Below are 25,493 nucleotides of genomic sequence, written 5' to 3' on the forward strand. Positions count from 1 at the left end.
GGTGCCGCCGCCACGGGTGCGGGCGGCGCGGCGCGCGCCGGCTTGACCGCGCCCGGCGACTCGGCGTGGTGCAGCCAGATCTCGCCCGGCTGCGGCGGGGATTCACGCGTGCGGCGCGGCGGTTGCCAGGCGGGCTGGCGGCGCGCCGAGACCGCCTCAAAGCTGCGATGGCGCGTGGCGGGCGCGGTCCAGCCGGGGTTGCCTGCCGCCGGCGCATCGCGGCGCTCTGCGTCGCGCATCGGCTGGGTGGCAGCAAAGGAAACCGGCGGCTCTTCCGGCGCCGCGTCAGGCGCGGCGGCGCGGCGCGGCTTGCGCGAGAACAGGCTGCGCCAGGTTTCACCGAACACCATCGGCGCGGCCAGCGCCAGCACGCCCAGCATCAACAGCAAGGCACCGGTCCAGCCGAACAGGTTGCCCATCATGCCGGCCAGCGCGCGGCCGGCCGAACCGCCAGCGCTCGATTCCGGATCGGTGCCGCTGGTCAGCGCTTCGAGGCAGGCGCTCGCGCACAGCACGGCGAGCGTGCCGAGCCAGACGCGCAATGAGCCGGGCCCTGCCAGCCGGCGCTCGCCGGCGAGCCAGCGCGTCACCAGCCGCCAGACCAGCGGCACTATCCAGAAAGTCGAAAATCCGAACCAGCCAAAACCCATTATCGACATGCCATGTTCAAAACTACGGGCAGCGATTGTAGCGGTTATGGCAGGCGGCGATTGAATCGGAAAGCGCAAATATTCGTAACGCAGCGCGTTTCCGGGGCGATTGCGCAACGATCCCCTGTGCGATTCCGCATGCCAGCGGCGCCAGACTTTGCGCCATCCGGTGGTTGGCGCAGCGGCGCCGCGCTACCATGCGGCAACCCCCAATCGAATTGCACTCCGGCGGCCCGCCGCCTTCCCCTCCCCCATGCCGATCCGCTACGCCAGGCTGCGCGTTCTTGTCGTCGAAGACCATCCGTTCCAGCGCGTCGCGGCCGAGGGGCTGCTGCGGTATCTGGGCGTGCAGACCCTGGTTTCAGCTGAAAACGGCACGCAGGCGGCCGAGATCCTTGCACGCGAACCGTTCGACATCGTGTTCTGCGACATCGAGATGCCTGGCGGCAACGGCCCCGAGCTGATTGCCGAACTGCACCGGCGCGGGCAGCATGCCTTTGCCGGGAAGGCGCCGGTATGGGTCTGGGTGACGGCGCTGGCGGAGGACATCCTGGATTCAAACCGCGGCCTGGCGCACGCCGCCGGCATCCCGCGCGTGCACGCGCTGCGCAAGCCGCTGTCGCGCGATGCGGTGGAAGAGATCCTGGCCGATGCGCTGGTGCGCCAGCCTGTTAGCGAATCCACCGCGCCGGCGTGGTCGCCCGACGACGCAGAACTGGTCCCCGCCACCCGCTCGGGCACGGACCTGCTGGTCATGCTGCAGCCCCAGCACGAGATTGCCAGCGGCCGGCTGGCCGGTGCCGAGGCACTGGTGCGCTGGCGCCATCCCGAACACGGTCTGGTGCAGCCCGACCTCTTTATCCCACGGCTCGAAGCGCTCGACGCGGCCGACCCGGTGTTCTTCTTCGTGGCCCGCCAGTGCCTGGCAGCGCAGCAGCGGCTGCGCGCGGCGGGCATCCACATCACGCTGGGCATCAATGCCTCGGCGCAAACCCTGTGCCGGCCCGGTGTGCTGGAGACGTTCGATGCCCTGGTGACCGCCAGCGGCGTGCCGCGGCACGCGCTGACGGTGGAATTGACCGAGGGCTATCCGGTGCCCGATACGCTGGCGCTGTCGGTCGCGCTGAACCGCTTGCGGCTGCTCGGCTACGGCGTGGCGATCGACGATTTCGGCGTTGGCATCGCCACGCTCAGGCTGCTGGCGGACCTGCCTTTCACGCAGTTGAAGCTCGACCGCTCGTTCGTTGTCGAGGTCGACGGGCATGGCCAGCGTGCCGCGATCTGCCGCAACATGATCAACCTGGCGCGCGAGCTGGGCCTGGAGTGCGTGGCCGAAGGCGTCGAGACCGACGCCCAGCGCGCAGCGCTGCTGGCGCTGCGCTGCCCGCTGGGCCAGGGCTACCTGTGGTCCGCGCCCAAGCCGGCCGAGGTCTTCGTCGCGGATGCCATCGACCGGGCGGCAGTCACGCCGGCGGCGTGAGCTGGCCCTACTGCGCGGCCCGGAACGGATACTTGGCAAAGATCTGCGCCACGGTCTTGTCGATGCGCTGCTGGGCGCTGGCCTTGTCGCTGGTGTCCACGCTGCCCACCGCCACGCCTTCCCAGACCAGCTTCATCTGGCGCCGGTCGACCAGGTCGATGTTGACCGTGCCTTCGGTGTAGGTATAGACGTCGTTATAGAAGCCGTAGCCCGGCCACGGCGCATACAGCCCGCCGCGATAACCGTAATACCCCATCATCGGCGTCGGCGCCGGGCTGACCTGGACCTTCTCCTGCAGCCGGGCATTGAAGTTGACCAGCAAGTCCGGCGACTGCGCCGCATAGCGGTAGCCGCGCGCGGTCAGTTCCCGCTGCACGGCAGACTTGAAGTACTGGGTGGTCAGGCTTTCATAGCCCTGGCGGTCGGTGCCGAGATGCTCGACGAAGCCAAAGCTGCGGTAGGCACTGAAGTCAGTGCTGCGATTGTAGTCAGTCTTGATGTCGGGCACGCTGGCGCAGCCTGACAGGACCAGCGCCGCGGCCACGACGGGAAAGAGCTGCCGGAAGGGTTTCACGATACATCTCCATGATGTCCGCGGCAGCGCGCACATGCAGCCACGCGCAAGCGCCACCGGCGCCGGAACGCCGGCGCACCGTACGCCATCTGACCCGATGGGCTAGTGTCCTGTTCCGCAGATGGCTTGCCATGAAATCGTCCAGTTGGTCGTCAGGCTAAACGCGAGGAGGCGCCATAGCCGTAGCTATGGCAACGACGAGCAACGACGCATGGCGGCCAACTGGGCGATTTCATGGCAAGGTATTTGCGGAACAGGGCACTAGTTCAGCTTGCCATTGATGCCGCCCACGCTGAACCGGCCCGCCCCCAGCAGGGCCACCGCCAGCGCCGCGGCCAGGAACATCCCCTGCAACTCAAGCGCCCAGCCGCCGGTATCGGACAGCATGCCGAGCTGCTTGGTATGCACCAGCGCCACCGCAAACACCATGTTGATGGCAACGATCAGCGCCGCCAGCCGGCTCCACAGCCCGATGATCAGCAGGATCGGGGCCACGACTTCCCCAATGTAGACGCCGTAGGCCAGCCATGCCGGCAAGCCGGCGTCGGCGACCACCTTCCCCACAAAGCCCATGCCGGACGCACCGGTCAGCTTGGCGATGCCGTGCATCAGGATCAACACGCCAAGCACGATGCGCAGCAGCGCCTTGCCCAAGTCCTGGGAACCCTGAGAGCCACCCATGGCCGTTCTCCTTGCCGTTGTCTGTCGAGTTGGTTGTCGAAGCCAAGCGCCTTTACCCTCACGCGCAAGGTTCGCCCCCTGTACCTTAGTGCGAGGCGGCGTGAAGGTAAAGCCGCAAATACGAGACTGCCTGGTGGCCGGGATGCGACCGGCACACCACCTCGCCAATCCCGCCATGCCGTATCCGGAAGGCCTGCGCTACACCACCCGGTGCATCGCTGGCTGCCGCGGCTCAAGCATGCCGACCTTGTATGCGCATTCGGGCAGGACCTCGCCCAGAAAGTCGAGAAAGCGCCGGGTGGCAGGCGTCACGCCCTTGCGGGAGGGGAACACCGCGTGCAGCGTGCCGACCGGCATGTCGTACTGCGGCAACACCAGTTCCAGCTCGCCGCTTTCCAGCGCATCGCGGCAATACATCCGCGGCAGCATGGCCACGCCCGCGCCGGCGATCGCCGCCTCGCGCAGCAGCACGAAGTCTTCGGTGACCAGGCGCGGTTCATAGGCAATCTGGATCGAGTCGTTGGTCTTGCAGCGCAGGGTCCAGACATGCTTGCCGTCGTGCGGCGGCTGGCCCACGCCGGGCATGCCATCCAGCGCCTGCGGTGTGCGCGGGCGGCCGATGCTATCCAGCAGCGCGGGGCTGGCCACCAGCATCAGCTGGCTTTCACCGAAGGTGCGCACGGCCAGGCTGGAGTCCTCCATGGACTCGCGCACGCGCAGGGCCAGGTCGAAGCCTTCGCCGATCACGTCCACGCGCCGGTTGGTGGTCTCCAGCTCGATCCGCACGGCCGGGTTGGCGCGCATGAAATGGCCGATGGCCGGCGCCAGCAGGATCTGGGCGATGGCGATCGGGCAGCTCACGCGCAGCGTGCCGCCAGGCTGCTCGCGCGCCTGCTCGATGACCTCGCGGGCCGCCTTGGCCTCATTGAGCATGGCGCGGCAGCGTTCGTAGAAGGATTCGCCAAGCGGCGTAACGCGCACCTGCCGTGTCGTGCGGCGCAGCAGCTGCACGCCCAGGTCGCGTTCCAGCTGGGCGATGCGCCGGCTCAGGCGCGACTTGGGCACGCCTGAGGCGCGGCTGGCCGCGGAAAAACTGCCGTGTTCGACCACCTGGGCAAACAGGGACAAGTCGTTGAGGTCTTGCATGGATGGCTCCGGGATCACGTGCGGCCGCCAGGCTGCGTTGCGCCGGCAGAACAATCATTTGCATTTTGCCTCACTACCGATACCAATGGCCAGCCGCTATCTTTCATCCATCGCAACCGCACACCTTGTGGAGATAGACATGAACATCCTGCAGATCGATTCCAGCGTACTTGGCGACAACTCCGTTTCGCGCAGCCTGACCGCCAGCGTGGTGGCCGACCTGGTCGCCGCCACCCCGGACGCCAAGGTCACCGTGCGCGATCTGGACCAGGACGCTCCGGCGCACCTGTCCGGCAACCTGCTGCCCGTGCTGGGCGGCCCGAAGGAAGGCCTGAGCGCCATCCAGGAAGCCGAGCTGCAGCGCACCGAGCAATGGCTGGCCGAATTCCTGGCCGCCGACGTGCTGGTGGTGGGCGTGCCTCAGTACAACTTCAGCATCCCCAGCCAGCTCAAGGCCTGGATCGACCGCATCGCGCAGGCTGGCCGCACCTTCAAGTACACCGAGAACGGCCCGGTGGGCCTGGCCGGCGGCAAGCGCGTGATCGTGGTGTCGTCGCGCGGCGGCGTGCGCCAGGATGCCAATGAACTGGACCTGCACGAAAAGACCGTCGACATCGTGTTCCGCTTCCTGGGCATCACCGACATCACCTACGTGCGTGCCCACGGCCTGGCCATGGGTCCGCAGTTCCGCGAAGCCGGCCTGGCCAGCGCCCGCACCGAAATCGCGGCGCTGAACGACGCCAGCCGCCTGGCCGCCTGAAGTCCTGTGGACGGCCGGCGCTGCAGGACGGCGCCGGCTCGCCCCGCGGACGGATCGGGTCTATGATGGATCGGGGCGCTATGGCGCCCCGCGTGCCATGGGCGGCGCGCCGGCCCCGGCTATTTGCCCGCGGCTGTCGTGCCGCCTGCAGTCATCGACCGATCCACTCCCGGGAGCCCGCATGACTTCAGCCCTGTTGCCAGCCGCCGCCCTCCATCCGCCGCACGAACCCGCCCTGCTTTCACAGTATCGCCACGTACGCACCGCCACCGAGACCCTGGTGGCCGACCTGTCCGATGCCGATGCCACCGTGCAGTCCATGGACGACGCCAGCCCGGCAAAATGGCACCTGGCGCACACCACATGGTTCTTCGAGGAATTCGTGCTGGCTGCGCGGATCCCGGACTACGAGCTGGTGGACCCGGACTACCGCTACCTCTTCAACTCGTACTACGAAGCGGTCGGACCGCGCCACCCGCGGCCGCAGCGCGGGCTGCTGACCCGCCCCTCGCTGGACGAGGTGCTGGCCTACCGCGAGGCCGTGGACGAATCGATGCTGACGCTGCTGGGCAGCGCCCAGACCGATGACGAGGCAGCGCTGATCATGCTTGGCCTGCAGCATGAACAGCAGCACCAGGAACTGCTGCTGGCCGACATCCTGCATCTGTTCGCGCAGAACCCGCTGCGCCCCGCCTTTGCCCCGGAACTGCCCGAGCCGGTGATCGCCGACCCTCGGCCCGCGCCGGACTGGATTGGCTTTGACGGCGGCCTGGTGGAGATCGGCCACCGCGGCGAGACCTTTGCCTTTGACTGTGAAAGCCCGCGGCACAAGGCCTACCTGGCACCGTTCACGCTGTGCTCGCACCCGGTCAGCAACCGGCAATGGTTTGAATTCATCGAGGATGGCGGCTACCAGACGGCGGGGCTGTGGTTGTCCGACGGCTGGCGCTGGGTGTGCGAGCAAGGCATCCTGGCCCCGCTCTACTGGGAAGAACGCGAAGGCACGTGGTGGCAGATGACGCTGCGCGGGATGCATCCGGTCGACCCGGACAGCCCCGTCACCCACGTCAGCTTCTATGAGGCCGAGGCATTCGCGCGCTGGGCCGAACGCCGGCTGCCGACCGAGGCCGAATGGGAGCACGCGGCGCGCAGCCTGCCGGCCACCGGGAATTTTGTTGAAGGCCGCGCGCTGCGGCCGTTGCCGGACCGGCAGAACACCTCGGGCGTGCTGCGCCAGATGTTCGGCGATGTGTGGGAATGGACCGGCAGCGCCTTCCTGCCGTATCCGGGCTTCCGCCCGAACGGCGGTGCGGTGGGCGAGTACAACGGCAAGTTCATGAGCGGCCAGATGGTGCTGCGCGGCGGGTCTTGCGTCACGCCCGAATCGCATATCCGGGCGACGTACCGCAACTTCTTCTATCCGCACCAGCGCTGGCAGTTCACCGGGGTGCGGCTGGCGGACGATGTCTAGGCCGGCGCCAGCCAGCGCCACGCCAGCCAGGCCAGCAACACCCACACCAGCACGATGACCACGGCGGCCGCGCGATTGCGCGGCCGTTTTGCATGCGTGGCCTGCCACGCCTGGGCCCGGCCGCGGCATTCATCCTTGACCGCCGGCGGAATCATCCGCAGCGTCAGCCAGATACCCAGCGGCACCAGCAGCACGTCATCGACATAGCCCAGCACCGGGATGAAATCGGGGATCAGGTCGATCGGGCTGAAGGCATAGGCCACCACCAGCGCGGCCAGCAGCCGCGCGCTCCACGGCGTGCCGGGGTGGCGGCTGCAGAACCACAGCATCAGCAGGCTCGCCTTGAGCCCGCGCGCCCACTGGCGCAGGCGTGCGCCGACGGCCATCGCCGGCATCAGCGCTTACCAGCCCTTGGTCTTGGGCTGCTGCGCCGCGGGCCGCTGCCCGCCCGGCTCGCCGGTGGGCGCCTTCAGCGGCGGCGCCGCCGCGATCGGCGTCTGCGGGTACAGCTTCTGCCAGCGCGCCTTCAGGCCCTTGGCGATCTCTGCCTGGTTGTAGCGCTCGGCAAAGTCGATCACGGTCATGCCCTGCTGGTTCTTCAGGCGCATGTCGGCGCCCTCGTCCAGCAGCAGCTTGACGGTCTCGATATGGCCGCCGCGCGCGGCCATCATCAGCGGCGTGGTGCCGTTGGGGCTTTCAGCGTCGATATAGGCGGCATGGTCGACCAGGTACTTGACTACGTCGTTGTGGCCATTGGTGGCCGCATAGTGCAGCGGGGTCCAGCCGGTCTTGTTGATCTCGGCCTCCATCTCGTCGACCATCAGCTTGACCATGTCCAGCTCACCCTGCAGCGCGGCCATCATCAGCGGGGTCTCGCCGGCCGGGTTGGCCTTGTCGAAATCGATGTCCTTGGCGCGGATCAGCACCGTGGCCGCCTTCAGCGACTTCTCGCGCAGCGCCAGCACCAGCGCCGGGTTGCCGCGGCTGTCCACCAGATTGGGATCGACGCCCTTGGCCAGCAGCTTCTTGACGGTGTTGGCGTCGTCGAATTCGACGGCCTTGCGCATGTCGTCGGCAGGCGCGGCCTGCGCCAGCGTGGCGGCGGCCAGCGCAAGGGCGCCGGCAGCGCGTCGGGCAAACTTCATGTCAAACATGCGATTCCCTGTCAATATGCTTGAATAGCTTGAAGAAATTTTCCGTCGTCTGTTCCGCGACCTGTTCCACAGGGACCCCGCGCAGCTGCGCGATGAACTCGCCCACATGGCGCACCCAGGCAGGTTCGTTGGTCTTGCCGCGGTATGGCACCGGCGCCAGGTAGGGCGAATCGGTCTCGATCAGCATGCGCTCCAGCGGCACCTTGCGCGCGGTTTCCTGCAGGTCGGCCGCGCTCTTGAAGGTGACGATGCCCGAGAACGAGATATGGAAACCCTCATCCAGCGCCTGGCGGGCGACGTCCCAGGTCTCGGTGAAGCAGTGCATCACGCCGCCGGCCTCGCGCGCGTTCTCTTCGCGCATCAGGCGCAGCGTGTCGTCGGCGGACGAGCGGGTATGGATGATCAGCGGCTTGCCGGTCTGGCGCGCGGCGCGGATATGGGTGCGGAAGCGCTCGCGCTGCCATTCCATGTCGGCGATGCTGCGGCCGTTCAGGCGGTAGTAGTCCAGCCCGGTCTCGCCGGTGCCGACCACGCGCGGGTGGGCGGACAGCTCCACCAGGCGCTCCAGCGTGGGTTCCTCGCCCTCTTCGTAGTCCGGGTGCACGCCGACCGAGGCGTACAGGTTGGGATGCTGCTCGGCCAGCGCCAGCACGCGCGGGAAGTCTTCCAGCGTGACCGAGATGCACAGCGCATGCGTGACCTGGTTGGCGCGCATGTTCTCCAGCAGTTCCGGCAGGCGCGCGGCCAACTCGGGGAAATCGATATGGCAGTGGGAATCGACAAACATGGGGAATCTCTGTTGGCGGGTGGCTCAGTCCACGCGGCGGCCGACGATGATCAGGTCGCGCTCGACACCGTCGAGCACGGCAACGCGCGGCAGGTCGCCCCAGCGCGTAAAGCCCAGCGACGCGAACAGGCCCAGGCTGGGCGCATTGTGGCCGAAGATAAAGCCGAGCAGCGTGTTCACCCCGACCCTGGGCGCATGGTCGATGGCCTGTTGCAGCAGGTAGCGGCCCAGCCCCTGGCCGCGGCGCTGCGCGTCCAGGTAGATCGACACCTCGGCGGTGGCGCCGTAGGCCGGGCGGCCGTAGAAGTCTGAAAAGCTCATCCAGCCGGCCATGCGGCCGTCGGCATCCTCGCACACCCACAGCGGGCGGCGTTCAGGCTGGTGGGAATCGAACCAGGCCTGGCGCGAGGCCACGGTGACCGGTTCGGTATCGGCGGTGACCATGCGCGAGGGCACGGTGCCGTTATAGATGGCGACGATGCCCGGCAGGTCGCGGGGCTCGGCAATGCGAAGTGAAAAATTCATTGAAAATCAAAATATTGTGAGAACAACCTCACAACGTTCATAAAGTTTGCGTGGGGCGCCCGGACTCCAGCATCTTGCCCAGGATCTCCTCCACAGCGCGGCGCAGGTTGCGCCCGTTGTCGTCGTCGGGGAAATGCACGCCGACGCCGGGGGTCTTCATCGGCGTGCCCGCCGGGGTGATCCAGGCCACATGGCCCGCGATCTGGTATTTCTGCGGCCGGTCCAGCAGCGACAGCACCAGGAACACCTGCTCGCCCAGTCGGAACGGCCGGTTCGACGGCACGAAGATGCCGCCGCGCGCCAGGAACGGCATGTAGGCCGCATACAGCCCGGCCTGGTCCTTGATCGACAAGGACAGCACATTGGGGCGCGATGCCGCCCCGCTGCCGGTTGGCGCAGCGGGCGGTGCGCCGGCGACTGCTGTGTTCATGGTTGACCCCCTGAATGACGGTGCTGCTTGTTGTTATGGCTTATTTTGACTGCCAGGCGTACTACCGGAACAGCTGGCGGTATTCCAGGAATACCGCTTCCATCACCAGCCGGGCCGCCAGCGGATGGTTCTCGCTGCGGCGATGCGCGGTCAACCGGGTGGCAAAGGCCTGCAGGCGGTGCGCGTCGGTGGCCCCGGCGCAGCGCGCCAGCACCGCCCGTTCCTTGGGCAGGTACCGCGGCGTGGCGCTGCCGTCCAGGCGCAGCGTCAGCAGATCGTACGTCCAGCGCTGCAGGATGCCAAGCACGGCAGGCACCGGCAGCTTCTGCAGTTGCTCGGCCGCCGCGGAAGCGTCGAAGGCGGCGGCGGCGCCGAGCTGGCCGACCAGCCAGCGCTGCAGCGGCTGCTCCTCGGCCTCGGCCGCATGCAGCGCGGTCAGCGGCGAGCCGCCGGCCAGCGCCAGCTGGGCCTCGGCATCGGCCACGCCCTGGCCGCGCAGCCAGGCCAGCGCGGCCTCCGGCGTCGGGCGCTGGGCCGAGAACTGGCGGCAGCGCGACAGGATAGTCGGCAGGATGCGGTCGAGGCGGTCGGTCACCAGCAGGAATACGGTGGACGGCGGCGGCTCTTCCAGCGTCTTCAGCAGTGCGTTGGCGCCCTCGGTCTGCAGCGCATCGAGCGGATAGACCACCACCACGCGCAGCCCGGCCCGGTGCGTGCCCACGCCCACGGCCTCGATCAGCGCGCGCACCTGCTCCATGCGGATGATCTTGCTGGGCGCCTTCTTCTTGCCGCCCTCGTCGGTCTCGGCCTCGGCCGCGGCGTCCAACGCCTCGGGCCGCACCACGGTGAAGTCCGGGTGGTTGCCCTGGCTGAACCAGTGGCAGGCGGCGCACTGGCCGCAGGGCTGGCCGTCCGGCAGCGGCGCCTCGCACAACAGCCCCTGCGCGAAATGCAGGGCCAGGTCGCGCTTGCCGATGCCTTGCTGGCCATGGATCAGCAAGGCATGCGGCAGCCGTTCACGCAGCGCGCCAAGCCGTTGCCAGTCTTCCTTCTGCCAGGGATATAGCATGTGAATCAGTGGGTTAGCGATCTAACTTCAAGTTTTACCTGTGATAGCCATGCGATTGCGAATTGCGCAATGGCGCGGCATTCACACCTATCACGTCAGCCATATATCGGCCAAAAATCAGATAGTTGCGATGATTTTTTCAAGTTCATCGCGAATGTCGGCAATGCTGCGCGTGGCGTCGATCACCCGGAAGCGCTGCGGCGACTGGGCCGCGCGGCGCAGGTATTCATCGCGGGTGCGCTGGAAGAACGCGCGCGATTCGGATTCGAACCTGTCAGGCGCGCGTGCGCCGGCCAGGCGCTCGCTGGCGGTTTCCAGCGGCACGTCGAACAGCAGCGTCAGATCCGGCTGCAGGCCGCCCTGCACCCAGTCTTCCAGCACTTCCAGGCGCTCGGTGGCCAGGCCCCTGCCCCCGCCCTGGTAGGCGAAGGTGGCGTCGGTGAAGCGGTCGGAAATCACCCACTTGCCGCGCTCCAGCGCGGGTGCGATGACCTCGGCGATATGTTCGCGCCGGGCCGCGAACATCAGCAGCGCCTCGGTTTCCAGGTGCATCTTGCGATGCAGCAGGATCTGGCGCAGGTCTTCGCCCAGCGAGGTGCCGCCGGGCTCGCGGGTGGTGACGACGCCGGCAATGTCGCTGCGTGCGCGCAGGCGGTCGGCGACCCAGTCGATATGGGTGCTCTTGCCGGCGCCGTCGATGCCTTCAAACGTGATGAATTTTCCGCGCATGGAATGCCTATTTGCCGCGCTGGTACTTGTCGACCGCGCGGTTGTGTTCGGGAAGCGAGTTGGAGAAATGGCTGCTGCCGTCGCCGCGGGCGACGAAGTACAGTGCGTCGGATGGCGCCGGCGTGGTGGCCGCCGCCAGCGAGGCCAGCCCCGGCAGCGCAATCGGCGTGGGCGGCAGGCCGGTACGGGTGTAGGTATTGTACGGGTTGTCGGCCTGCAGGTCCCGTTTGCGCAGGTCGCCGTCGAAGCCATCGCCCAGGCCGTAGATCACGGTCGGGTCGGTCTGCAGCATCATGTTCTTGCGCAGCCGGTTGATGAACACGGCGGCGATCATCGGGCGTTCGGCGGCCTGGCCGGTTTCTTTCTCGACGATCGATGCCATCACCAGGGCCTCGTACGGGGTCTTGTACGGCAGGTCGGGCGAGCGTGCGTTCCAGGCCTCGTTCAGGCGCCGCTGCATGGCACGGTAGGCGTGCTTGTACAGGTCAATATCGCTGCTGCCGCGCGCGAACAGGTAGGTGTCCGGGAAGAACATGCCTTCGGGCGAGGTCTCGGCCGCGCCGATTGCCTTCATCAGGTCCGCATCGGACATGTCCCGGGTGTCGTGCCGCAGCGCCGGGCTGGCGTCCACGGCGGCGCGCATCTTGCGGAATTCCCAGCCCTCGATCACCGTGACCACATAGTGCGTGACCTCGCCGCGCGCCAGCTTGCCGATGATCGACAGCGGCGTGGCGCCGGTCGCGAATTCATAGCCGCCGGCCTTCAGGTCAGGCCCGTGGCCGGTCAGGCGCACCAGCAGCATGAACAGCCGCGGGTCCATGCCGACGCCGCCGCGCTGGATCTGGCGGCCGACGCTGGCGACGCCGGAATTGGGCTTGATCACCACTTCCACGGGTGACTTGCTGAGGGGCAGCGGGTGATTGGCCCACCACGCGAACGCGCCCGCGGCCGCCAGCGCGAACACCAGGATGGCCAGGCCAAGACTAAGGAAAAATCGTTTCATGTATCAGGGATAGGGGCGGCTGACCGGATCCGTCGGAGGGCTTGCGCGCCACCGCTTGCCGCCACGTGCTGCCGGCGCCGGCCGAAAATCTCATAGCCCCATATAATAACCGGCAGCCTCGCACCGACCATGTGCCGCGGCGCCGGCGCCGCTTGACGGCCCGCCCGGCACGGCGCACGACCGGCGCCTTCCCTCTCCCGAATTGCCTCAACGATTGCCACGCAATGCCAGTGATGAATGCCCAAGCCCAGGAACTCGCCGCAAACCTTGAAGCCTTGAGCGGCAGCGGCATCGTCTGCAGCCCGCCCGGGCTTGGCCTGGTCCGTGTGGCCGGCGACGATGCCGGCAGCTTCCTGCACACCCAGCTGACCAATGCGGTCGAAGACCTGAAGGCCGGCGCGGCCCGCCTGGCGGGCTATTGCTCGCCCAAGGGGCGCCTGCTCGCCACCTTCCTGATGTGGCGCGATGTCGAAGGCATCGTGCTGCAGCTGTCGGCCGACATCCAGGCCCCGGTGCAGAAGCGCCTGTCGATGTTCGTGCTGCGCGCCAAGGCCAAATTGTCCGACATCACCCCCACCCATGCGATCCTCGGCCTCGCCGGGGCCGGCGCTGCCAAGGCCCTGGCCGCTGCGGGCCTGCCTGTGCCGGAGGTCGCCTTTGCCGTGGCCGAAGCCGACGGCATCACCGTGATCCGCCTGCCGGATGGCGCCGGCCAGCCGCGCTGGCAGCTGGTGCTGCCGGCCGAGCGCGCCGAGGCGGTGCGCGCGGCACTTGCCGCCTCGCTGCAGGATGCGACGCCCGCGCTGTGGGACTGGCTGGAAGTGCAGTCGGGCCTGCCGCGCATCGTCGCGGCCACGCAGGAGCAGTTCGTGCCGCAGATGATCAATTTCGAACTGGTGGGCGGGGTCAATTTCCGCAAGGGCTGCTATCCCGGCCAGGAAATCGTCGCGCGCAGCCAGTACCGCGGCACGCTCAAGCGCCGCATGTGGCTGGTGCAGGGTGAAGGCGAAGTGCCGGCGCCCGCGGCTGAAATCTACCGTCCGGAAGATCCGGGCCAGCCGTGCGGCATGATCGTCAACGCCGCACCGGCGCCCCAGGGCGGCTGGGCCGGGCTGGCCGAGCTGAAGATCGATGCCGCCGCCAGTGCGCTGCGCCTGGGCAGCGCCGAGGGCGCGGCAGTGGCTACGGCCACCCTGCCCTACGAGGTGCCGCTGGGCGAGGCCGCCCAGGCCGCTGGCTGAAACCCACAGGACCTGCCATGAGCGATCACCTCTACGTCTATTTCCGCGTCCCGGAAGCCGTTGCCGCCGAGGCGCTGCCGCACTGGCACCGCTGGATGGAGACTGTCGCCGAAGCAACCGGAATTGGTGGTACGCTGATGCGCAGGCCGGAAACCCGCGCCGGCGTGCAGACCTGGATGGAGTGCTACCCCGACGTGCCGCCCGCGTTCGATGCCACGCTGGAAGGCCTGTGGCGGCAGAGCGGGCTGGACCAATGGGTCGATGGCGAGCGGCGGGCCGAGCACTTTGTCGACCTGGACGTGCTGTAGGCGTCCAGGATGCCGTTGGACTGACGTACGCCGGGTGCCACTGCAGCCACCCCGGCGGCAAAGGAAGCAAAGCGATGTGTCTGATCCTGGTTGCCTGGCAATCCCACCCCGACTATGCCCTGGTCGTCGCCGGCAACCGCGATGAATTCTATGTCCGCCCCGCGGCGGCCGCGCACTGGTGGCAGGATGCACCGCAGGTGCTGGCCGGGCGCGACCTGGCGGAAGTCATCGGCGAGCCCGGCACCTGGATGGGCGTCAACGCCGACGGCCGCTTCGCGGCACTGACCAACTACCGCGCCCCGTCCGAAAAACGCACCGACGCGCGCTCGCGCGGCGAGCTGGTGGCCGGTTTCCTGCGCGGACGCGAGGCGCCGTTCGACTACCTGGACGGCCTCGCCGGCGAAGACGGCCGCTACAACGGCTTCAACCTGCTGGCGAGCGACCTGCGTGAACTCTGGTGGTACAGCAACCGCGCCGCCTCGCGCCAGCCGCAACGGCTGCGCCCGGGGCTGTACGGCCTGTCCAACGCCCTGCTCGACACGCCCTGGCCCAAGGTGCGCAGCCGCGTGGGCGCGCTGGCCGAAGTGCTGGCCGCCGACAGCGGCCAGGCCAACGCCAGCGCCGAGCCCTACCTGCAAATGCTCGCCGACGAGCGCCAGGCGGCGGATTTCGAACTGCCTGCCACGGGCGTGGCGCCGGAATGGGAAAAGCTGCTGTCGTCGGCCTTCATCCGCTCGCCGCTGTACGGCACGCGCGCCAGCACGGTGCTGCGCGTGCGCCACGATGGCCGTTTCGACCTGAGCGAGCGCAGCTTCGACGCCGACGGCCGCATCGGCGACGTCAACTTCCACGGCAAGCTGAACCTGCAACGCGACACCGGCATCGTGCCAGCGCCGCGCTGAGGCCCGCTGGAACCGAGGATTCCGGCGCTCAGCCGGCCAGCCGCTTGCGCATCTCCACGTGCGGGATGCCCGCCTCTTCGAATTCCGGCCCCACCTGCGCAAAGCCCACGCGCGCATAGAATGGCGCCGCGTGCGTCTGCGCATTGAGCACCAGTTCCGGGTAGCCAAGCGCTTCAGCCTTGCGCATCAGCGCGTCCAGCACCATTGCACCGACACCGGTGCCACGCACGGACTGCAGCACCGCCATGCGCCCGATATGGCCATCCGGCAGCAGCCGTCCGGTGGCCACCGGCGTGCCATCCTCGGCCAGCGCCAGCGCGTGCCAGCTCGGCTCGTCCCACTCATCCCATTCCAGTTCCACCGGCACGCATTGCTCTTCGACGAAGACGGTGTAACGGATGGCGCGCGCGCGTTCGCGCGCTTCGGACCAGGGGCAGATCAGGACAGTGATGGACATGGCGTGTGGAATCAGGCGCTTGGGGAACGATTGCGTCGGGCAGGGGATGCGGACGGGCGCCCATGATACGCCAGTGTCGCAGTGACCGTCGATGCACCAAAGCGGATCACTCGCCGCATCTCCGCTCTTGAAGTTGCACCATATCAGGGTTTGCCCGGGGTCGGCAGCGTCCTAGCAAATTTGTATGATGACCTGATTACCGAATAACCCGGGAAGCTGCCGTGTTCCAGAAAGTCCCTGCCCGCGCCCTCACCGACAATGTCGCCGAACAACTGCTGGACAAGATCCAGAGCGGCGCCTTTGCCCGCGGCGACAAGCTGCCGACCGAGGCGGTGCTGTCCGGGGAATTCGGCGTCAGCCGCACCGTGGTGCGCGAAGCCATCTCCCGGCTCAAGTACGAAGGCGTGGTGGAGTCGCGCCAGGGCAGCGGCGTGTTCGTGACGCTACAGGCCGGCATCCGGCCGCTGCGCATCGACTACACCGAAACCGGCACGCTGGAATCGGTGCTTCAGATCGTCGAACTGCGCCGCGCGATCGAGGCCGAGGTGGCCGCGCAGGCCGCCCGCCGCCGCACCGATGCGTCGATGGCGGCCATCGACGCCGCACTGGCCCGGCTCGACGAAGAGGTTGCGCAAGGCGGCGACGGCGTGGCCGAAGACGTGGCCTTCCACCGCGCCATCGCCGAGGCCACCGGCAACCCGTATTTCCTGAAGACGCTGGCCTTCCTCAGCCAGTACCTGGAAGCGGCCACGCGCGTGACCCGCACCAACGAGGCGCGCCGCGCGGACTTTTCGCGCCAGGTGCGTGAAGAACACCAGGCCATCGTCGCCGCCATCCGCGCCGGCGACCCGCTGGCCGCGCGCAATGCCGCGCAGAACCATATGTACAACGCCGCGCACCGTCTCGCCCAGCTGGGTGCGGACGAGAGCGGCGAAGCGCACGGCGCCGCCAACTGACGCGCGCGCAAGCCCGAACCATCGAATTATCCGTATCTGTTTCAGGAGTCCCTTCATGTCCAGGAATATCGGCGTCATCGGCCTTGGTGCCATGGGCTTTGGTGTCGCGCAGTCGCTGCTGCGTGCCGGCTTCAACGTGCACGCGTGCGACCTGCGCCCCGAAGTGCTGCAGCGCTTTGCCGATGCCGGCGGCGTGCCGTGCGCCTCGCCCTCCGAGCTGGGCAGCCGTTGCGACGTGGTGCTGACGCTGGTGGTCAACGCGCAGCAGACCGAGGCCGTGCTGTTCGGCGCCAACGGTGCCGCGGCCGCGATGCAGCCGGGCAAGCTGGTGATCGCCAGCGCCACCGTGCCGCCGGGCTTTGCCGAGGCGCTAGGCCGCCGGCTGGCGGAACAGGGCCTGCTGATGCTGGACGCACCGGTCTCCGGCGGCGCCGCGCGCGCCGCCAGCGGCGAAATGACCATGATGACTTCCGGCCCGGCCGAAGCCTACTCGCTGGCCGAGGACGTGCTGGCCGCCATCGCCGGCAAGGTGTATCGCCTGGGTGCCGCGCATGGCGCGGGCTCCAAGGTCAAGATCATCAACCAGCTGCTGGCCGGCGTGCATATCGCCGCGGCCGCCGAAGCGATGGCGCTGGGCCTGCGCGAAGGCGTGGACCCCGATGCGCTCTATGACGTGATCACGCACAGCGCGGGCAACTCGTGGATGTTCGAGAACCGCGTGCCCCATATCCTGAAGGGCGACTACACGCCGCTGTCGGCGGTCGACATCTTCGTCAAGGACCTGGGCATGGTGCTCGACACCGCGCGCCACAGCAAATTCCCGCTGCCGCTGTCGGCCGCCGCGCACCAGATGTTCATGATGGCGTCGACCGCCGGCCATGGCGGCGAGGACGACTCGGCCGTGATCAAGATCTTCCCGGGCATCGAACTGCCGGGCAAGGCTGAATAAGGGAGAAGCGAAGATGACCGCAGGCACCCTCGCCCATCGCCCGCTGTTGGGCTGCATCGCCGACGATTTCACCGGCGCCACCGACCTCGCCAACACGCTGGTGCGCAATGGCATGCGCACCGTGCAGACCATCGGCCTGCCCGACGTGGGCGCCGTGCAGGACATTGGCGAAGCCGATGCGCTGGTGGTGGCGCTCAAGTCCCGCACCATCCCGGCCGTCGAGGCCGTGGCCCAGTCGCTGGCCGCGCTGCAATGGCTGCGCGCGCAGGGCTGCCGCCAGTTCGTATTCAAGTACTGCTCCACCTTCGACTCGACCGATGCCGGCAATATCGGCCCGGTGGCCGAGGCGCTGCTGGCGGCACTGGACAGCGACTTCACCATCGCCTGCCCGGCCTTCCCCGAAAACGGCCGCACCATCTTTCGCGGCCACCTGTTCGTGGGCGATGCGCTGCTCAATGAATCGGGCATGGAGCACCATCCGCTGACGCCGATGACCGATGCCAGCCTGGTGCGCGTACTGCAGCGCCAGAGCAAGAACAAGGTCGGGCTGCTGCGCTACGACGCGGTTGCGCGCGGCGCGCATGCCACCGCCGAGCGCATCGCTGCGCTGCGCAGCGACGGCGTGCGCATGGCGATTGCCGATGCGGTGTCCGACGCGGACCTGTTCACGCTGGGCGAGGCCTGCGCCAACCTGCCGCTGATCACCGGCGGCTCCGGCATCGCGCTGGGACTGCCCGAGAATTTCCGCCGCGCCGGCCTGCTACCGCAGCGCGGTGACGCGGCCTCGGTGCCGGCCATCGACGGCCCGGGCGTGGTGCTGGCCGGCAGCGCCTCGCGCGCGACCAATGGCCAGGTAGCACGCTGGCTGGAGCAAGGCCGCCCGGCGCTGCGCATCGACCCGCTCGCGCTGGCACGCGGCGAAGCCGTTGCCGACGCGGCGCTGGCCTTTGCCGACGGTCATGGCGAACCGGTGCTGATCTACGCCACCTCCAGCCCCGACGAAGTCAAGGCCGTGCAGGCCGAACTGGGCGTCGAGCGCGCCGGACACCTGGTCGAACAGTGCCTGGCCACGGTTGCCGCCGGGCTGCTGGCACGCGGCACGCGCCGCTTCGTCGTGGCCGGCGGCGAAACCTCCGGCGCGGTGGTGCAGGCGCTGGGCGTGCGCGCCTTGCGTATCGGCGCGCAGATTGCACCGGGCGTGCCGGCCACCGTCACGCTGGATGCCAAGCCGCTGGCACTGGCGCTCAAGTCGGGCAACTTCGGCGGCCCGGATTTCTTTGACGAAGCGCTGCGCCAGCTTGGAGGTCACTGATGAGCACCGAAAGCAAGCTGCGCGAAGAGATCTGCCGCATCGGCGCCAGCCTGTACCAGCGCGGCTATACCGTGGGCTCGGCCGGCAATATCAGCGCGCGGCTGGACGACGGCTGGCTGATCACGCCGACCGATGCCTGCCTGGGGATGATGGACCCGGCCGCGGTCGCCAAGGTGGCCACCGATGGCAGCTGGGTCTCCGGCGACAAGCCGTCCAAGACGCTGATGCTGCATCGCGCGATCTACGACAACAACCGCGAGGCGCACGCCGTGGTGCATACGCACTCGACGCACCTCGTGGCCCTGACGCTGGCCGGTGTCTGGCAACCGGACGACGTACTGCCGCCGCTCACGCCCTACTACGTGATGAAGGTCGGCCATATCCCGCTGATTCCCTACCATCGCCCCGGCGATCCGGCCGTGGCCGCGCGCGTGGCCACGCTGGCCGCGCAGGTGCGTGGCGTGCTGCTGGAGCGCCTTGGTCCGGTAGTGTGGGAATCCAGCGTCTCGCGCGCCGCGTTCGCGCTGGAAGAACTGGAGGAAACCGCCAAGCTATGGATGACGATGAAAGACACGCCGGGCTTCGCCGCCCGCGCTGCGCTGCCCGACGGCGCACTGACTGAGCTGCGCGACGCCTTCCAGGCGCGCTGGTAACAACCGCTTTTCCCCGATAAACGACGGCTTCACCCGGCGCGGTTGCCTTGCGGCCACCGTGCGGGGGACGCGCATGCCTGCAGTCCGCGCGCCGCCGCATTAGACCCACCACCATACCCGGAGACCACCGTGAATCCAAACCAACCGGCGGCAAGCGTGCCCGCCCTTGACAGCCTGGGCGGCAACGCCCGGCTGGACACCGAAGCCCAGATCGAAAAACGCGCCTACAGCAAGGTGTTCTGGCGCGTCATGCCGTTCCTGATGCTGTGCTACGTGGTCGCCTACCTGGACCGCGTCAATGTCGGCTTCGCCAAGCTGCAGATGGGCCAGGACCTGGCCTTCTCCGAAACCGTGTTCGGCCTCGGCGCCGGCCTGTTCTTTATCGGCTACTTCCTGTTCGAGGTGCCCAGCAACCTGCTGATGCATCGTATCGGCGCGCGCATCTGGATCGCGCGCATCATGATCACGTGGGGCATCATCTCGGCGCTGTTCCTGTTCGTGAAGACGCCGACCCAGTTCTACGTGATGCGCTTCCTGCTCGGCCTCGCCGAAGCGGGTTTCTATCCCGGCGTGATCCTGTACCTGACCTACTGGTTCCCGGCCAACCGCCGCGGCAAGATGATCGCGCTGTTCATGTCGGGCATCCCCATCGCGGGCATGTTCGGCAATCCGCTGTCGGGCTGGATCATGGACGCGTTCAACGGCACGCACGGCATGCGCGGCTGGCAATGGATGTTCCTGCTCGAGGCCCTGCCCGCGCTTGTGATCGGCGTGGTGACGGTGTTCGTGCTGCGCGACGGCATCGACAAGGCGCCGTGGCTCGACGCCGATGAAAAGCGCGTGCTCAAGCGCAATATCGAGGAAGACCAGCGCGGCGCCCATAACGCCGCCAGCGCCGCCGGCAAGGCCCACGGCCACTCGCTGGGCGCGGTGTTCTCCGACCGCCGCGTGTGGTGGATGTGCCTGATCTACTTCTGCTTCGTCACCGGCCAGTACGCGCTGACCTTCTGGATGCCGACGCTGGTGAAGGCCAGCGGCGTGACCGGCAACCTGAACATCGGCCTGCTGTCGGCGATCCCGTTCATCTGCGCCGTGATCGTCATGAACATCCTGGGCCACAGCGCCGACGCACGCCGCGAGCGCCGCTGGCACCTGATCGTGCCGGCGCTGATGGGTGCCACGGGCTTTGCCATTGCGGCCTCGTTCACCAACAATACAACGGTGGCCATCGCCGCGCTGTCGCTGGCCGCCGCCGGGGTGCTGACCTGCGCGCCGCTGTTCTGGTCGCTGCCGACCTCGTTCCTGTCGGGCATTGCCGCCGCTTCCGGTATTGCCGTGGTGAATTCGGTGGGCAACCTGGCCGGTTTCGTGTCGCCGTACATGGTCGGCGCGCTGAAGGACATGACACAAAGTACGCAGCTGCCCATGTACGTGCTGTCCGCGATCCTGGTCGTCGGCGCCGTGCTGGTGTGGCTGACGCCCGCTAAACTGGTCAACCGCTGATCCTGGCCGGCCCGCTTTCGACGTAGTCTCGATCGGGCCGGATCCGTACCACCGCTTTGGAGTTCCGAATGCCGCGCTTCGCCGCAAACCTCTCGATGATGTACAACGAGCACGCCTTCCTGGACCGCTTTGCCGCAGCCGCGGCCGACGGCTTCCGGGCGGTGGAGTTCCTGTTCCCATACGAGCACGCCGCCGCCGAGCTGCGCGCGCGCCTGGACGCGAACGGCCTCACACAGGCACTGTTCAACGCGGCGCCGGGCGACTGGGCAGCAGGCGAACGCGGCCTGGCCGCCCTGCCCGGGCGCGAGGCGGATTTCCGCGGCACCATCGGCCGCGCGCTGGAATACGCCGGCGTGATCGGCAATGACCGCATCCACGTGATGGCGGGCCTGATCCCTGCCGATGCCGACCGCGCGCGCTGCCGCGCCACATACCTCGAGAACCTCGCCTTTGCTGCCAACGCTGCCGCCGCCCAGGGCGTGACCGTGCTGATCGAGCCGATCAACACGCGCGACATGCCGGGCTATTTCCTGAACCGCCAGGACGACGGCCAGGCTATCTGCAAGGAAGTCGGCGCGGCCAACCTGAAGGTGCAGTTCGACTGCTACCACTGCCAGATCGTCGAAGGCGATGTCGCGATGAAGCTCAAGCGCGACATCGCGGGCATCGGCCATATCCAGATCGCCGGCGTGCCCGAGCGCCATGAGCCGGACGTGGGCGAGCTGAACTATCCCTACCTGTTCGAGGTCATGGACACGCTCGGCTACGACGGCTGGATCGGCTGCGAATACCGCCCGCGCGCCGGCACCTCGGCCGGCCTGGGCTGGCTCAAGCCCTACCTGGGCCGCTGATCGCGACCAACCCCAAGAACAACCGCTCCCATCCTGCCATGAACGTACTGATTACCGGCGGCGCCGGCTTCCTCGGCCTGCAACTCGCCCGCCTGCTGCTGCAACGCGGCACCCTGAACCTGGACGGCCGGCCCGTGGCCATCAAGCGCCTGACGCTGCTGGACGTGGTGGCGCCGCAAGGCCTGGACGATGCGCGCGTGCGCGTGGTCACCGGCGACCTGTCCGACCCGGCCGTGCTGCGCCAGGCCATCGACACCAACACTGGCGCCGTGTTCCACCTGGCGGCCGTGGTCAGCGGCCAGGCCGAGGCCGACTTCGACCTGGGCATGCGCGTCAACCTGGACGCCTCGCGCGCGCTGCTGGAAACCTGCCGCGAGCTGGGCCACCAGCCGCGCGTGCTGTTCACCAGCTCGGTCGCGGTCTACGGGGGCCAGTTGCCGCCGGTGGTGCAGGACGATACCGCGCTGAACCCGCAATCGTCATACGGCGTGCAGAAGGCCATCGGCGAGCTGCTGCTGTCGGACTACAGCCGCCGCGGCTTTGTCGACGGCCGCGTGCTGCGCCTGCCGACCATCAGCGTGCGCCCCGGCAAACCCAATGCGGCGGCCTCGTCGTTCGCCAGCGGCATCATCCGTGAGCCGCTGTCTGGTGTTGCTGCCAACTGCCCGGTGGCACCGGAAACGCCGCTGTGGCTGCTGTCGCCGCGAGCGGCCGTCGCGGCACTGGTCAATGGCATCGAACTGGCCGGCGAACGGCTGGGCAACCGCCGCGTGGTGAACTTGCCGGGGTTGTCGGTCACGGCTGCCGGCATGATCGAAGCCCTGCGCCGCGTGGCGGGCAATGCCGTGGCGGACCGCGTGACGTGGGAGCGCGAAGCGCGCGTGGAGAACATCGTCGGCACCTGGCCGGCGGCGTGGAACGCGGAGCGTGCGCTGGCGCTGGGGTTCCAGAGCGACGCGAGCTTTGATGAGGTGATTCGCGCCTATATGGAAGATGCGGGGCTGGCCAAGTAAGCGAATCTCGCCTCCCTGCTGCGACGGCCCTAATATTTGCTGAGAGCCGCTCCCCTCTCCCGCTAGCGGGAGAGGGGAGCAAACAAGCGGGATTTGAAGACTCGTCGGCACGGAATCACCCCGCCGGCTTCACCACCTCATACCCCTCGATAATCTCCCGCACCGGCCCCGGAATCGCCGCCGATTTCTGCGTGGCCGGGTCCGCGCACACATAGACGATCTCACCGGTAATCAGGTGTTCGTCGCCGCGGAACATCTCCACCCGGAACAGCATGCTCGAGCGCCCCAGGCGCGACATGCGGCCGCGGATTTCCAGCTCGTCGTCAAAGCGCGCCGAGGCGTGGTATTCCAGCGTGGACTTGACCACGAAGATGTCCACGCCATGCGCGTGCAGCACATCTTCCGGATAGCGGATGCCCAGCGCGCGCCAGTACTCGGTCACGCAGATATCGCAGTACGTCAGGTAGTGCGCGTTGAAGACGATCGACTGCGGATCGACTTCGGCCCAGCGCACGCGCAGCGGGATGCTGTGGCGAAAATCCTCTTTGGCCATCGGCCTGGTCTCCTTGTTTGTCGTGGCTTGTCAAAGCACCAGGCCGCCGGCCCGCCGGACAGGACCGGCAGGCGCGGCGGCCTGGATCGATGATGGCGGCGGCAGGCTGATTGCGCTTACTGTGCCTTGGCCAGCCCCAGCTTCTCGATGATCGCCTTTTCCTTCTTGACGGTCTCGGCCGCAAACTGCGCGTATTGCTGGCTGTTCATGTAGTACGGCTCCATGTCGAACTTGGCCAGCGATTCGCGGTAGTTGGGCATGTCCATGGCCTTCTTGAAGGCGTCATGCAGCTTCTGCACGATCTTCGGATCGGTGCCCTTGGGCGCGACCAGGCCGAACGGCGAGGTCTGCACGATGCCGATGCCCAGTTCCTTCAGCGTCGGCACGTTGGGGAAGCGCGCCGAGCGCTTCTCGCCCCAGGTCGACAGCAGGCGCAGCTTGCCCTGCTCAACGTACGGTGCCCATGCCGGCGTGTCGGCCACCGACATCACGTGGCCGCCCAGCAGCGCCTGCATCGACTCGGAATTGCCCTTGTAGGGGATGTGCGAGAACTGCACGCCCTGCTTCATCGCCAGCTCTTCCATGGTCAGGTGCAGCGTGGTCATCGAGCCCGGCGAACCGTAGGTCAGCTTGCCCGGATTGGCCTTGGCGTAGGCAATGTACTCCTGCATCGTCTTGATCGGCGAATCGGCCGGCACCACCAGGCCGAACGAATAGCCGGCGAGGTTGATGATGTAGTTCAGGTCCTTGACCGGGTCCCAGTTGATCTTGGTGGTGTACGGCAGGCGGTAGACCGGCATGGCGACCTGGGCCAGCGTGTAGCCGTCCGGCGCGGTGGACTGCATCATCTGCGCGGGCAGCACGCCACCCGCGCCGGGCTTGTTCTCGACGATCACGGGCTGGCCCAGGATCTTGGAGGCGTTGTCGGCGAGCACGCGGAACGGGATATCCGTGGAGCCGCCGGCGGTGTAGCCGATCACCAGGCGGATCGGGCGCTGCGGGAACTTGTCGGCCTGTGCCTGGGCGGGCGTGGCGGCAAGGCCCAGTGCCGCGGTGGCGGCGGCGATGCCCGCGCGGGCGATGAAGTGGCGGCGTTGCATTTGACTATGTCTCCTTGTGCTGCAAGTCACTGCTGAAAATGGAAGGCCGGGGCCGGTGCGGCCCTGACCGTGGCTGCTGGTCTAGTTGTGCGGTGTGCCGAACGCGGCGCGCAGCGCGGCAACGGCCTCGGCATGTGCCTGCGCCACCGCCGGCACGAACCGGCCCAGCTTGAAGAAATCATGGATCATGCCGGGGTAGTCCGCCAGCGTGGCGGCCACGCCGGCGGCGCGCAGCTTCTCCGCGTAGGCCACACCCTCGTCATGCAGCGGATCGTAGCCGGCCACGGCGATCCAGGCCGGGCATGTGCCGCGCACCTCGGCGCCGGCGCCGCCGCCATCCAGCGGGGCGAAACGCCAGTCGTCGCGGCTGGCTTCCTGGTCCAGGTACTGGGCAAAGAACCAGCGGATCATGTCCGCCGTCAGCAGGTAGCCATCGGCCAGCGCGCGGTGCGACGGCGTGTCCTGGCGTGCACAGGTGCCGGGATAGATCAGCAACTGCAGCACGGGCGCCAGGCCCGCATTGCGGGCCTCCACGGCACACGCCGCGGCCAGCGTGCCGCCGGCGCTGTCGCCACCCACGGCGATGCGCGCCGGGTCGGCACCGAGCCGGCCGGCTTCGGCGAAGACCCAGTGCAGCACATCGAAGGCGTCGTTGGCCGCCGTCGGGAAACGCCATTGCGGCCCGAGCCGGTAGTCCACCGACAGCACCATGCAGTCCGCCTGGCCACACAGCAGCCGGCACAGCGGATCGTGCGAATCGACGCTGCCGACCGTGAAGCCGCCGCCATGGAAATACACCAGCAAGGGCAGCGGCTCGGTCCAGCTGGCCTCGCGCGGGGTGTACAGCCTGAGCGGGATGGCGTGGCCGTCGCGCGCCGGCGCCAGCAGGTCTTCCGCCATATGCACGGGCGGCGGGTTGATATCGAGGATCGGCGCGCTTTTCTCGTAGGCGATCTTGGCGTCCTCGGGCTCCATCGCGTGGATCGGCGGCCGCTTGGCGCGCGCGATCAGCTCCAGCAGCGCGGCCACCTGCGGGTCGAGCGGGCTGGACGGCAGGCCGGGCGTGGCGGGCGCATCAGGGCTGGAAGACGGTGCGGCGGACATAGGGAATGACGCGGATCCGGAGCCGGTGCCAGCGGCGTGCAGAAGTTCTGCGCGTCGCCCGCATCGGGACAAGTTCGAATTGTGAACGATCGTTCGATTTTAGTATGATGCCAGATGTTGCAGGTGCCCGGC

At 68.0% G+C, this 25,493-nt stretch carries 29 protein-coding genes; 13 read left to right on the forward strand and 16 right to left on the reverse strand.

The features are described from left to right. A partial coding sequence (locus tag C265_RS00005; protein WP_010809990.1) for a DNA translocase FtsK 4TM domain-containing protein occupies window positions 1-650 on the reverse strand: 650 nt, incomplete at its 3' end. A gap of 253 nt (window positions 651-903) precedes the next feature. On the opposite strand from C265_RS00005, the gene C265_RS00010 reads away from it, so the two are divergent. Beyond that, on the forward strand, window positions 904-2,130 hold the full coding sequence (locus C265_RS00010) for an EAL domain-containing protein (protein WP_010809991.1): 1,227 nt from the start codon (window positions 904-906) through the stop codon (window positions 2,128-2,130). Between the two features lie 7 nt (window positions 2,131-2,137). On the opposite strand, the gene C265_RS00015 is transcribed toward C265_RS00010, so the two are convergent. The 3 genes from C265_RS00015 to C265_RS00025 form a co-directional block, all read right to left on the reverse strand. Beyond that, on the reverse strand, window positions 2,138-2,704 hold the full coding sequence (locus C265_RS00015) for a DUF4136 domain-containing protein (protein ID WP_010809992.1): 567 nt from the start codon (window positions 2,702-2,704) through the stop codon (window positions 2,138-2,140). 261 nt (window positions 2,705-2,965) lie between these two features. Then, complete coding sequence (locus C265_RS00020; protein ID WP_010809993.1) at window positions 2,966-3,385, reverse strand: DoxX family protein; 420 nt, start codon at window positions 3,383-3,385, stop codon at window positions 2,966-2,968. Window positions 3,386-3,583: 198 nt separating this feature from the next. Then, complete coding sequence (locus tag C265_RS00025; RefSeq protein ID WP_010809994.1) at window positions 3,584-4,531, reverse strand: LysR family transcriptional regulator; 948 nt, start codon at window positions 4,529-4,531, stop codon at window positions 3,584-3,586. Window positions 4,532-4,670: 139 nt separating this feature from the next. Between C265_RS00025 and C265_RS00030 the strand changes: the two genes are divergently transcribed. Next, window positions 4,671-5,291 (forward strand): FMN-dependent NADH-azoreductase, encoded by a 621-nt coding sequence (locus tag C265_RS00030; RefSeq protein ID WP_010809995.1) that lies wholly within the window; start codon window positions 4,671-4,673, stop codon window positions 5,289-5,291. A gap of 181 nt (window positions 5,292-5,472) precedes the next feature. Next, window positions 5,473-6,762 (forward strand): ergothioneine biosynthesis protein EgtB, encoded by a 1,290-nt coding sequence (egtB, locus tag C265_RS00035; RefSeq protein WP_010809996.1) that lies wholly within the window; start codon window positions 5,473-5,475, stop codon window positions 6,760-6,762. On the opposite strand, the gene C265_RS00040 is transcribed toward egtB, so the two are convergent. The 8 genes from C265_RS00040 to mltG all read right to left on the reverse strand — a co-directional run bounded on the left by C265_RS00040 (window position 6,759) and on the right by mltG (window position 12,459). After that, window positions 6,759-7,148 carry a YkvA family protein gene (locus tag C265_RS00040; protein WP_037023381.1) on the reverse strand — a complete coding sequence of 130 codons (390 nt, stop codon included), beginning with the start codon at window positions 7,146-7,148 and terminating at the stop codon, window positions 6,759-6,761. The genes egtB and C265_RS00040 overlap by 4 nt on opposite strands. Before the next feature lie 15 nt (window positions 7,149-7,163). Next, window positions 7,164-7,916 (reverse strand): ankyrin repeat domain-containing protein, encoded by a 753-nt coding sequence (locus C265_RS00045; RefSeq protein WP_010809998.1) that lies wholly within the window; start codon window positions 7,914-7,916, stop codon window positions 7,164-7,166. Next, window positions 7,909-8,703, reverse strand: a complete 795-nt coding sequence (locus C265_RS00050; RefSeq protein ID WP_010809999.1) for a TatD family hydrolase — start codon at window positions 8,701-8,703, stop codon at window positions 7,909-7,911. Before C265_RS00050 ends, C265_RS00045 begins: the two co-directional genes overlap by 8 nt. A gap of 24 nt (window positions 8,704-8,727) precedes the next feature. Beyond that, window positions 8,728-9,228, reverse strand: coding sequence for a GNAT family N-acetyltransferase (locus C265_RS00055; RefSeq protein WP_010810000.1), 501 nt, complete (start codon window positions 9,226-9,228; stop codon window positions 8,728-8,730). A 37-nt stretch (window positions 9,229-9,265) separates the two neighbouring features. Beyond that, entirely contained in the window at window positions 9,266-9,658 is a 393-nt protein-coding gene (locus tag C265_RS00060; protein ID WP_010810001.1) for a PilZ domain-containing protein, read from the reverse strand. Between the two features lie 61 nt (window positions 9,659-9,719). Continuing rightward, window positions 9,720-10,727 (reverse strand): DNA polymerase III subunit delta', encoded by a 1,008-nt coding sequence (locus tag C265_RS00065; RefSeq protein WP_010810002.1) that lies wholly within the window; start codon window positions 10,725-10,727, stop codon window positions 9,720-9,722. A gap of 117 nt (window positions 10,728-10,844) precedes the next feature. After that, window positions 10,845-11,456 carry a dTMP kinase gene (gene tmk, locus C265_RS00070; protein WP_010810003.1) on the reverse strand — a complete coding sequence of 204 codons (612 nt, stop codon included), beginning with the start codon at window positions 11,454-11,456 and terminating at the stop codon, window positions 10,845-10,847. Between the two features lie 7 nt (window positions 11,457-11,463). Beyond that, on the reverse strand, window positions 11,464-12,459 hold the full coding sequence (mltG, locus tag C265_RS00075) for an endolytic transglycosylase MltG (RefSeq protein WP_010810004.1): 996 nt from the start codon (window positions 12,457-12,459) through the stop codon (window positions 11,464-11,466). Window positions 12,460-12,683: 224 nt separating this feature from the next. On the opposite strand from mltG, the gene C265_RS00080 reads away from it, so the two are divergent. The 3 genes from C265_RS00080 to C265_RS00090 all read left to right on the forward strand — a co-directional run bounded on the left by C265_RS00080 (window position 12,684) and on the right by C265_RS00090 (window position 14,910). Beyond that, window positions 12,684-13,700 carry a folate-binding protein YgfZ gene (locus C265_RS00080; RefSeq protein ID WP_081050197.1) on the forward strand — a complete coding sequence of 339 codons (1,017 nt, stop codon included), beginning with the start codon at window positions 12,684-12,686 and terminating at the stop codon, window positions 13,698-13,700. A gap of 17 nt (window positions 13,701-13,717) precedes the next feature. Continuing rightward, on the forward strand, window positions 13,718-14,008 hold the full coding sequence (locus tag C265_RS00085; RefSeq protein WP_010810006.1) for a DUF4936 family protein: 291 nt from the start codon (window positions 13,718-13,720) through the stop codon (window positions 14,006-14,008). A 74-nt stretch (window positions 14,009-14,082) separates the two neighbouring features. After that, complete coding sequence (locus C265_RS00090; RefSeq protein WP_010810007.1) at window positions 14,083-14,910, forward strand: NRDE family protein; 828 nt, start codon at window positions 14,083-14,085, stop codon at window positions 14,908-14,910. Between the two features lie 28 nt (window positions 14,911-14,938). Here the strand turns inward: C265_RS00090 and C265_RS00095 are convergent, their stop codons facing one another. Beyond that, window positions 14,939-15,367 (reverse strand): GNAT family N-acetyltransferase, encoded by a 429-nt coding sequence (locus C265_RS00095; RefSeq protein WP_010810008.1) that lies wholly within the window; start codon window positions 15,365-15,367, stop codon window positions 14,939-14,941. A 221-nt stretch (window positions 15,368-15,588) separates the two neighbouring features. Here C265_RS00095 and C265_RS00100 point away from each other — a divergent pair, with 221 nt between their 5' ends. The 7 genes from C265_RS00100 to denD all read left to right on the forward strand — a co-directional run bounded on the left by C265_RS00100 (window position 15,589) and on the right by denD (window position 22,604). Further along, on the forward strand, window positions 15,589-16,323 hold the full coding sequence (locus tag C265_RS00100) for a FadR/GntR family transcriptional regulator (protein ID WP_010810009.1): 735 nt from the start codon (window positions 15,589-15,591) through the stop codon (window positions 16,321-16,323). A gap of 55 nt (window positions 16,324-16,378) precedes the next feature. Further along, entirely contained in the window at window positions 16,379-17,272 is an 894-nt protein-coding gene (gene ltnD / locus C265_RS00105) for an L-threonate dehydrogenase (RefSeq protein ID WP_010810010.1), read from the forward strand. Between the two features lie 13 nt (window positions 17,273-17,285). After that, window positions 17,286-18,584, forward strand: a complete 1,299-nt coding sequence (gene otnK, locus C265_RS00110; protein ID WP_010810011.1) for a 3-oxo-tetronate kinase — start codon at window positions 17,286-17,288, stop codon at window positions 18,582-18,584. Then, the gene (locus C265_RS00115; protein ID WP_010810012.1) at window positions 18,584-19,237 is read left to right on the forward strand and encodes an aldolase; all 654 of its coding nucleotides are present in this window, start codon (window positions 18,584-18,586) and stop codon (window positions 19,235-19,237) included. The genes otnK and C265_RS00115 overlap by 1 nt, the downstream gene beginning before the upstream one ends. A gap of 129 nt (window positions 19,238-19,366) precedes the next feature. Continuing rightward, on the forward strand, window positions 19,367-20,740 hold the full coding sequence (locus C265_RS00120; protein ID WP_010810013.1) for an MFS transporter: 1,374 nt from the start codon (window positions 19,367-19,369) through the stop codon (window positions 20,738-20,740). 68 nt (window positions 20,741-20,808) lie between these two features. Beyond that, a complete protein-coding gene (gene otnI / locus C265_RS00125) occupies window positions 20,809-21,591 on the forward strand; it encodes a 2-oxo-tetronate isomerase (RefSeq protein WP_010810014.1) in 783 nt (260 codons plus the stop codon). Window positions 21,592-21,629: 38 nt separating this feature from the next. Further along, a complete protein-coding gene (gene denD, locus C265_RS00130) occupies window positions 21,630-22,604 on the forward strand; it encodes a D-erythronate dehydrogenase (RefSeq protein ID WP_010810015.1) in 975 nt (324 codons plus the stop codon). Window positions 22,605-22,719: 115 nt separating this feature from the next. On the opposite strand, the gene C265_RS00135 is transcribed toward denD, so the two are convergent. The 3 genes from C265_RS00135 to C265_RS00145 form a co-directional block, all read right to left on the reverse strand. Then, the gene (locus C265_RS00135) at window positions 22,720-23,157 is read right to left on the reverse strand and encodes a YbgC/FadM family acyl-CoA thioesterase (protein WP_010810016.1); all 438 of its coding nucleotides are present in this window, start codon (window positions 23,155-23,157) and stop codon (window positions 22,720-22,722) included. A 116-nt stretch (window positions 23,158-23,273) separates the two neighbouring features. Further along, window positions 23,274-24,257 carry a tripartite tricarboxylate transporter substrate binding protein gene (locus C265_RS00140; RefSeq protein WP_010810017.1) on the reverse strand — a complete coding sequence of 328 codons (984 nt, stop codon included), beginning with the start codon at window positions 24,255-24,257 and terminating at the stop codon, window positions 23,274-23,276. Between the two features lie 81 nt (window positions 24,258-24,338). Next, window positions 24,339-25,361 (reverse strand): alpha/beta hydrolase, encoded by a 1,023-nt coding sequence (locus C265_RS00145; RefSeq protein ID WP_010810018.1) that lies wholly within the window; start codon window positions 25,359-25,361, stop codon window positions 24,339-24,341. Between the last annotated feature and the right edge of the window lie 132 nt (window positions 25,362-25,493).

Source organism: Cupriavidus sp. GA3-3 (genome assembly GCF_000389805.1).
In the GTDB taxonomy this organism is placed as follows: domain Bacteria; phylum Pseudomonadota; class Gammaproteobacteria; order Burkholderiales; family Burkholderiaceae; genus Cupriavidus; species Cupriavidus necator_D.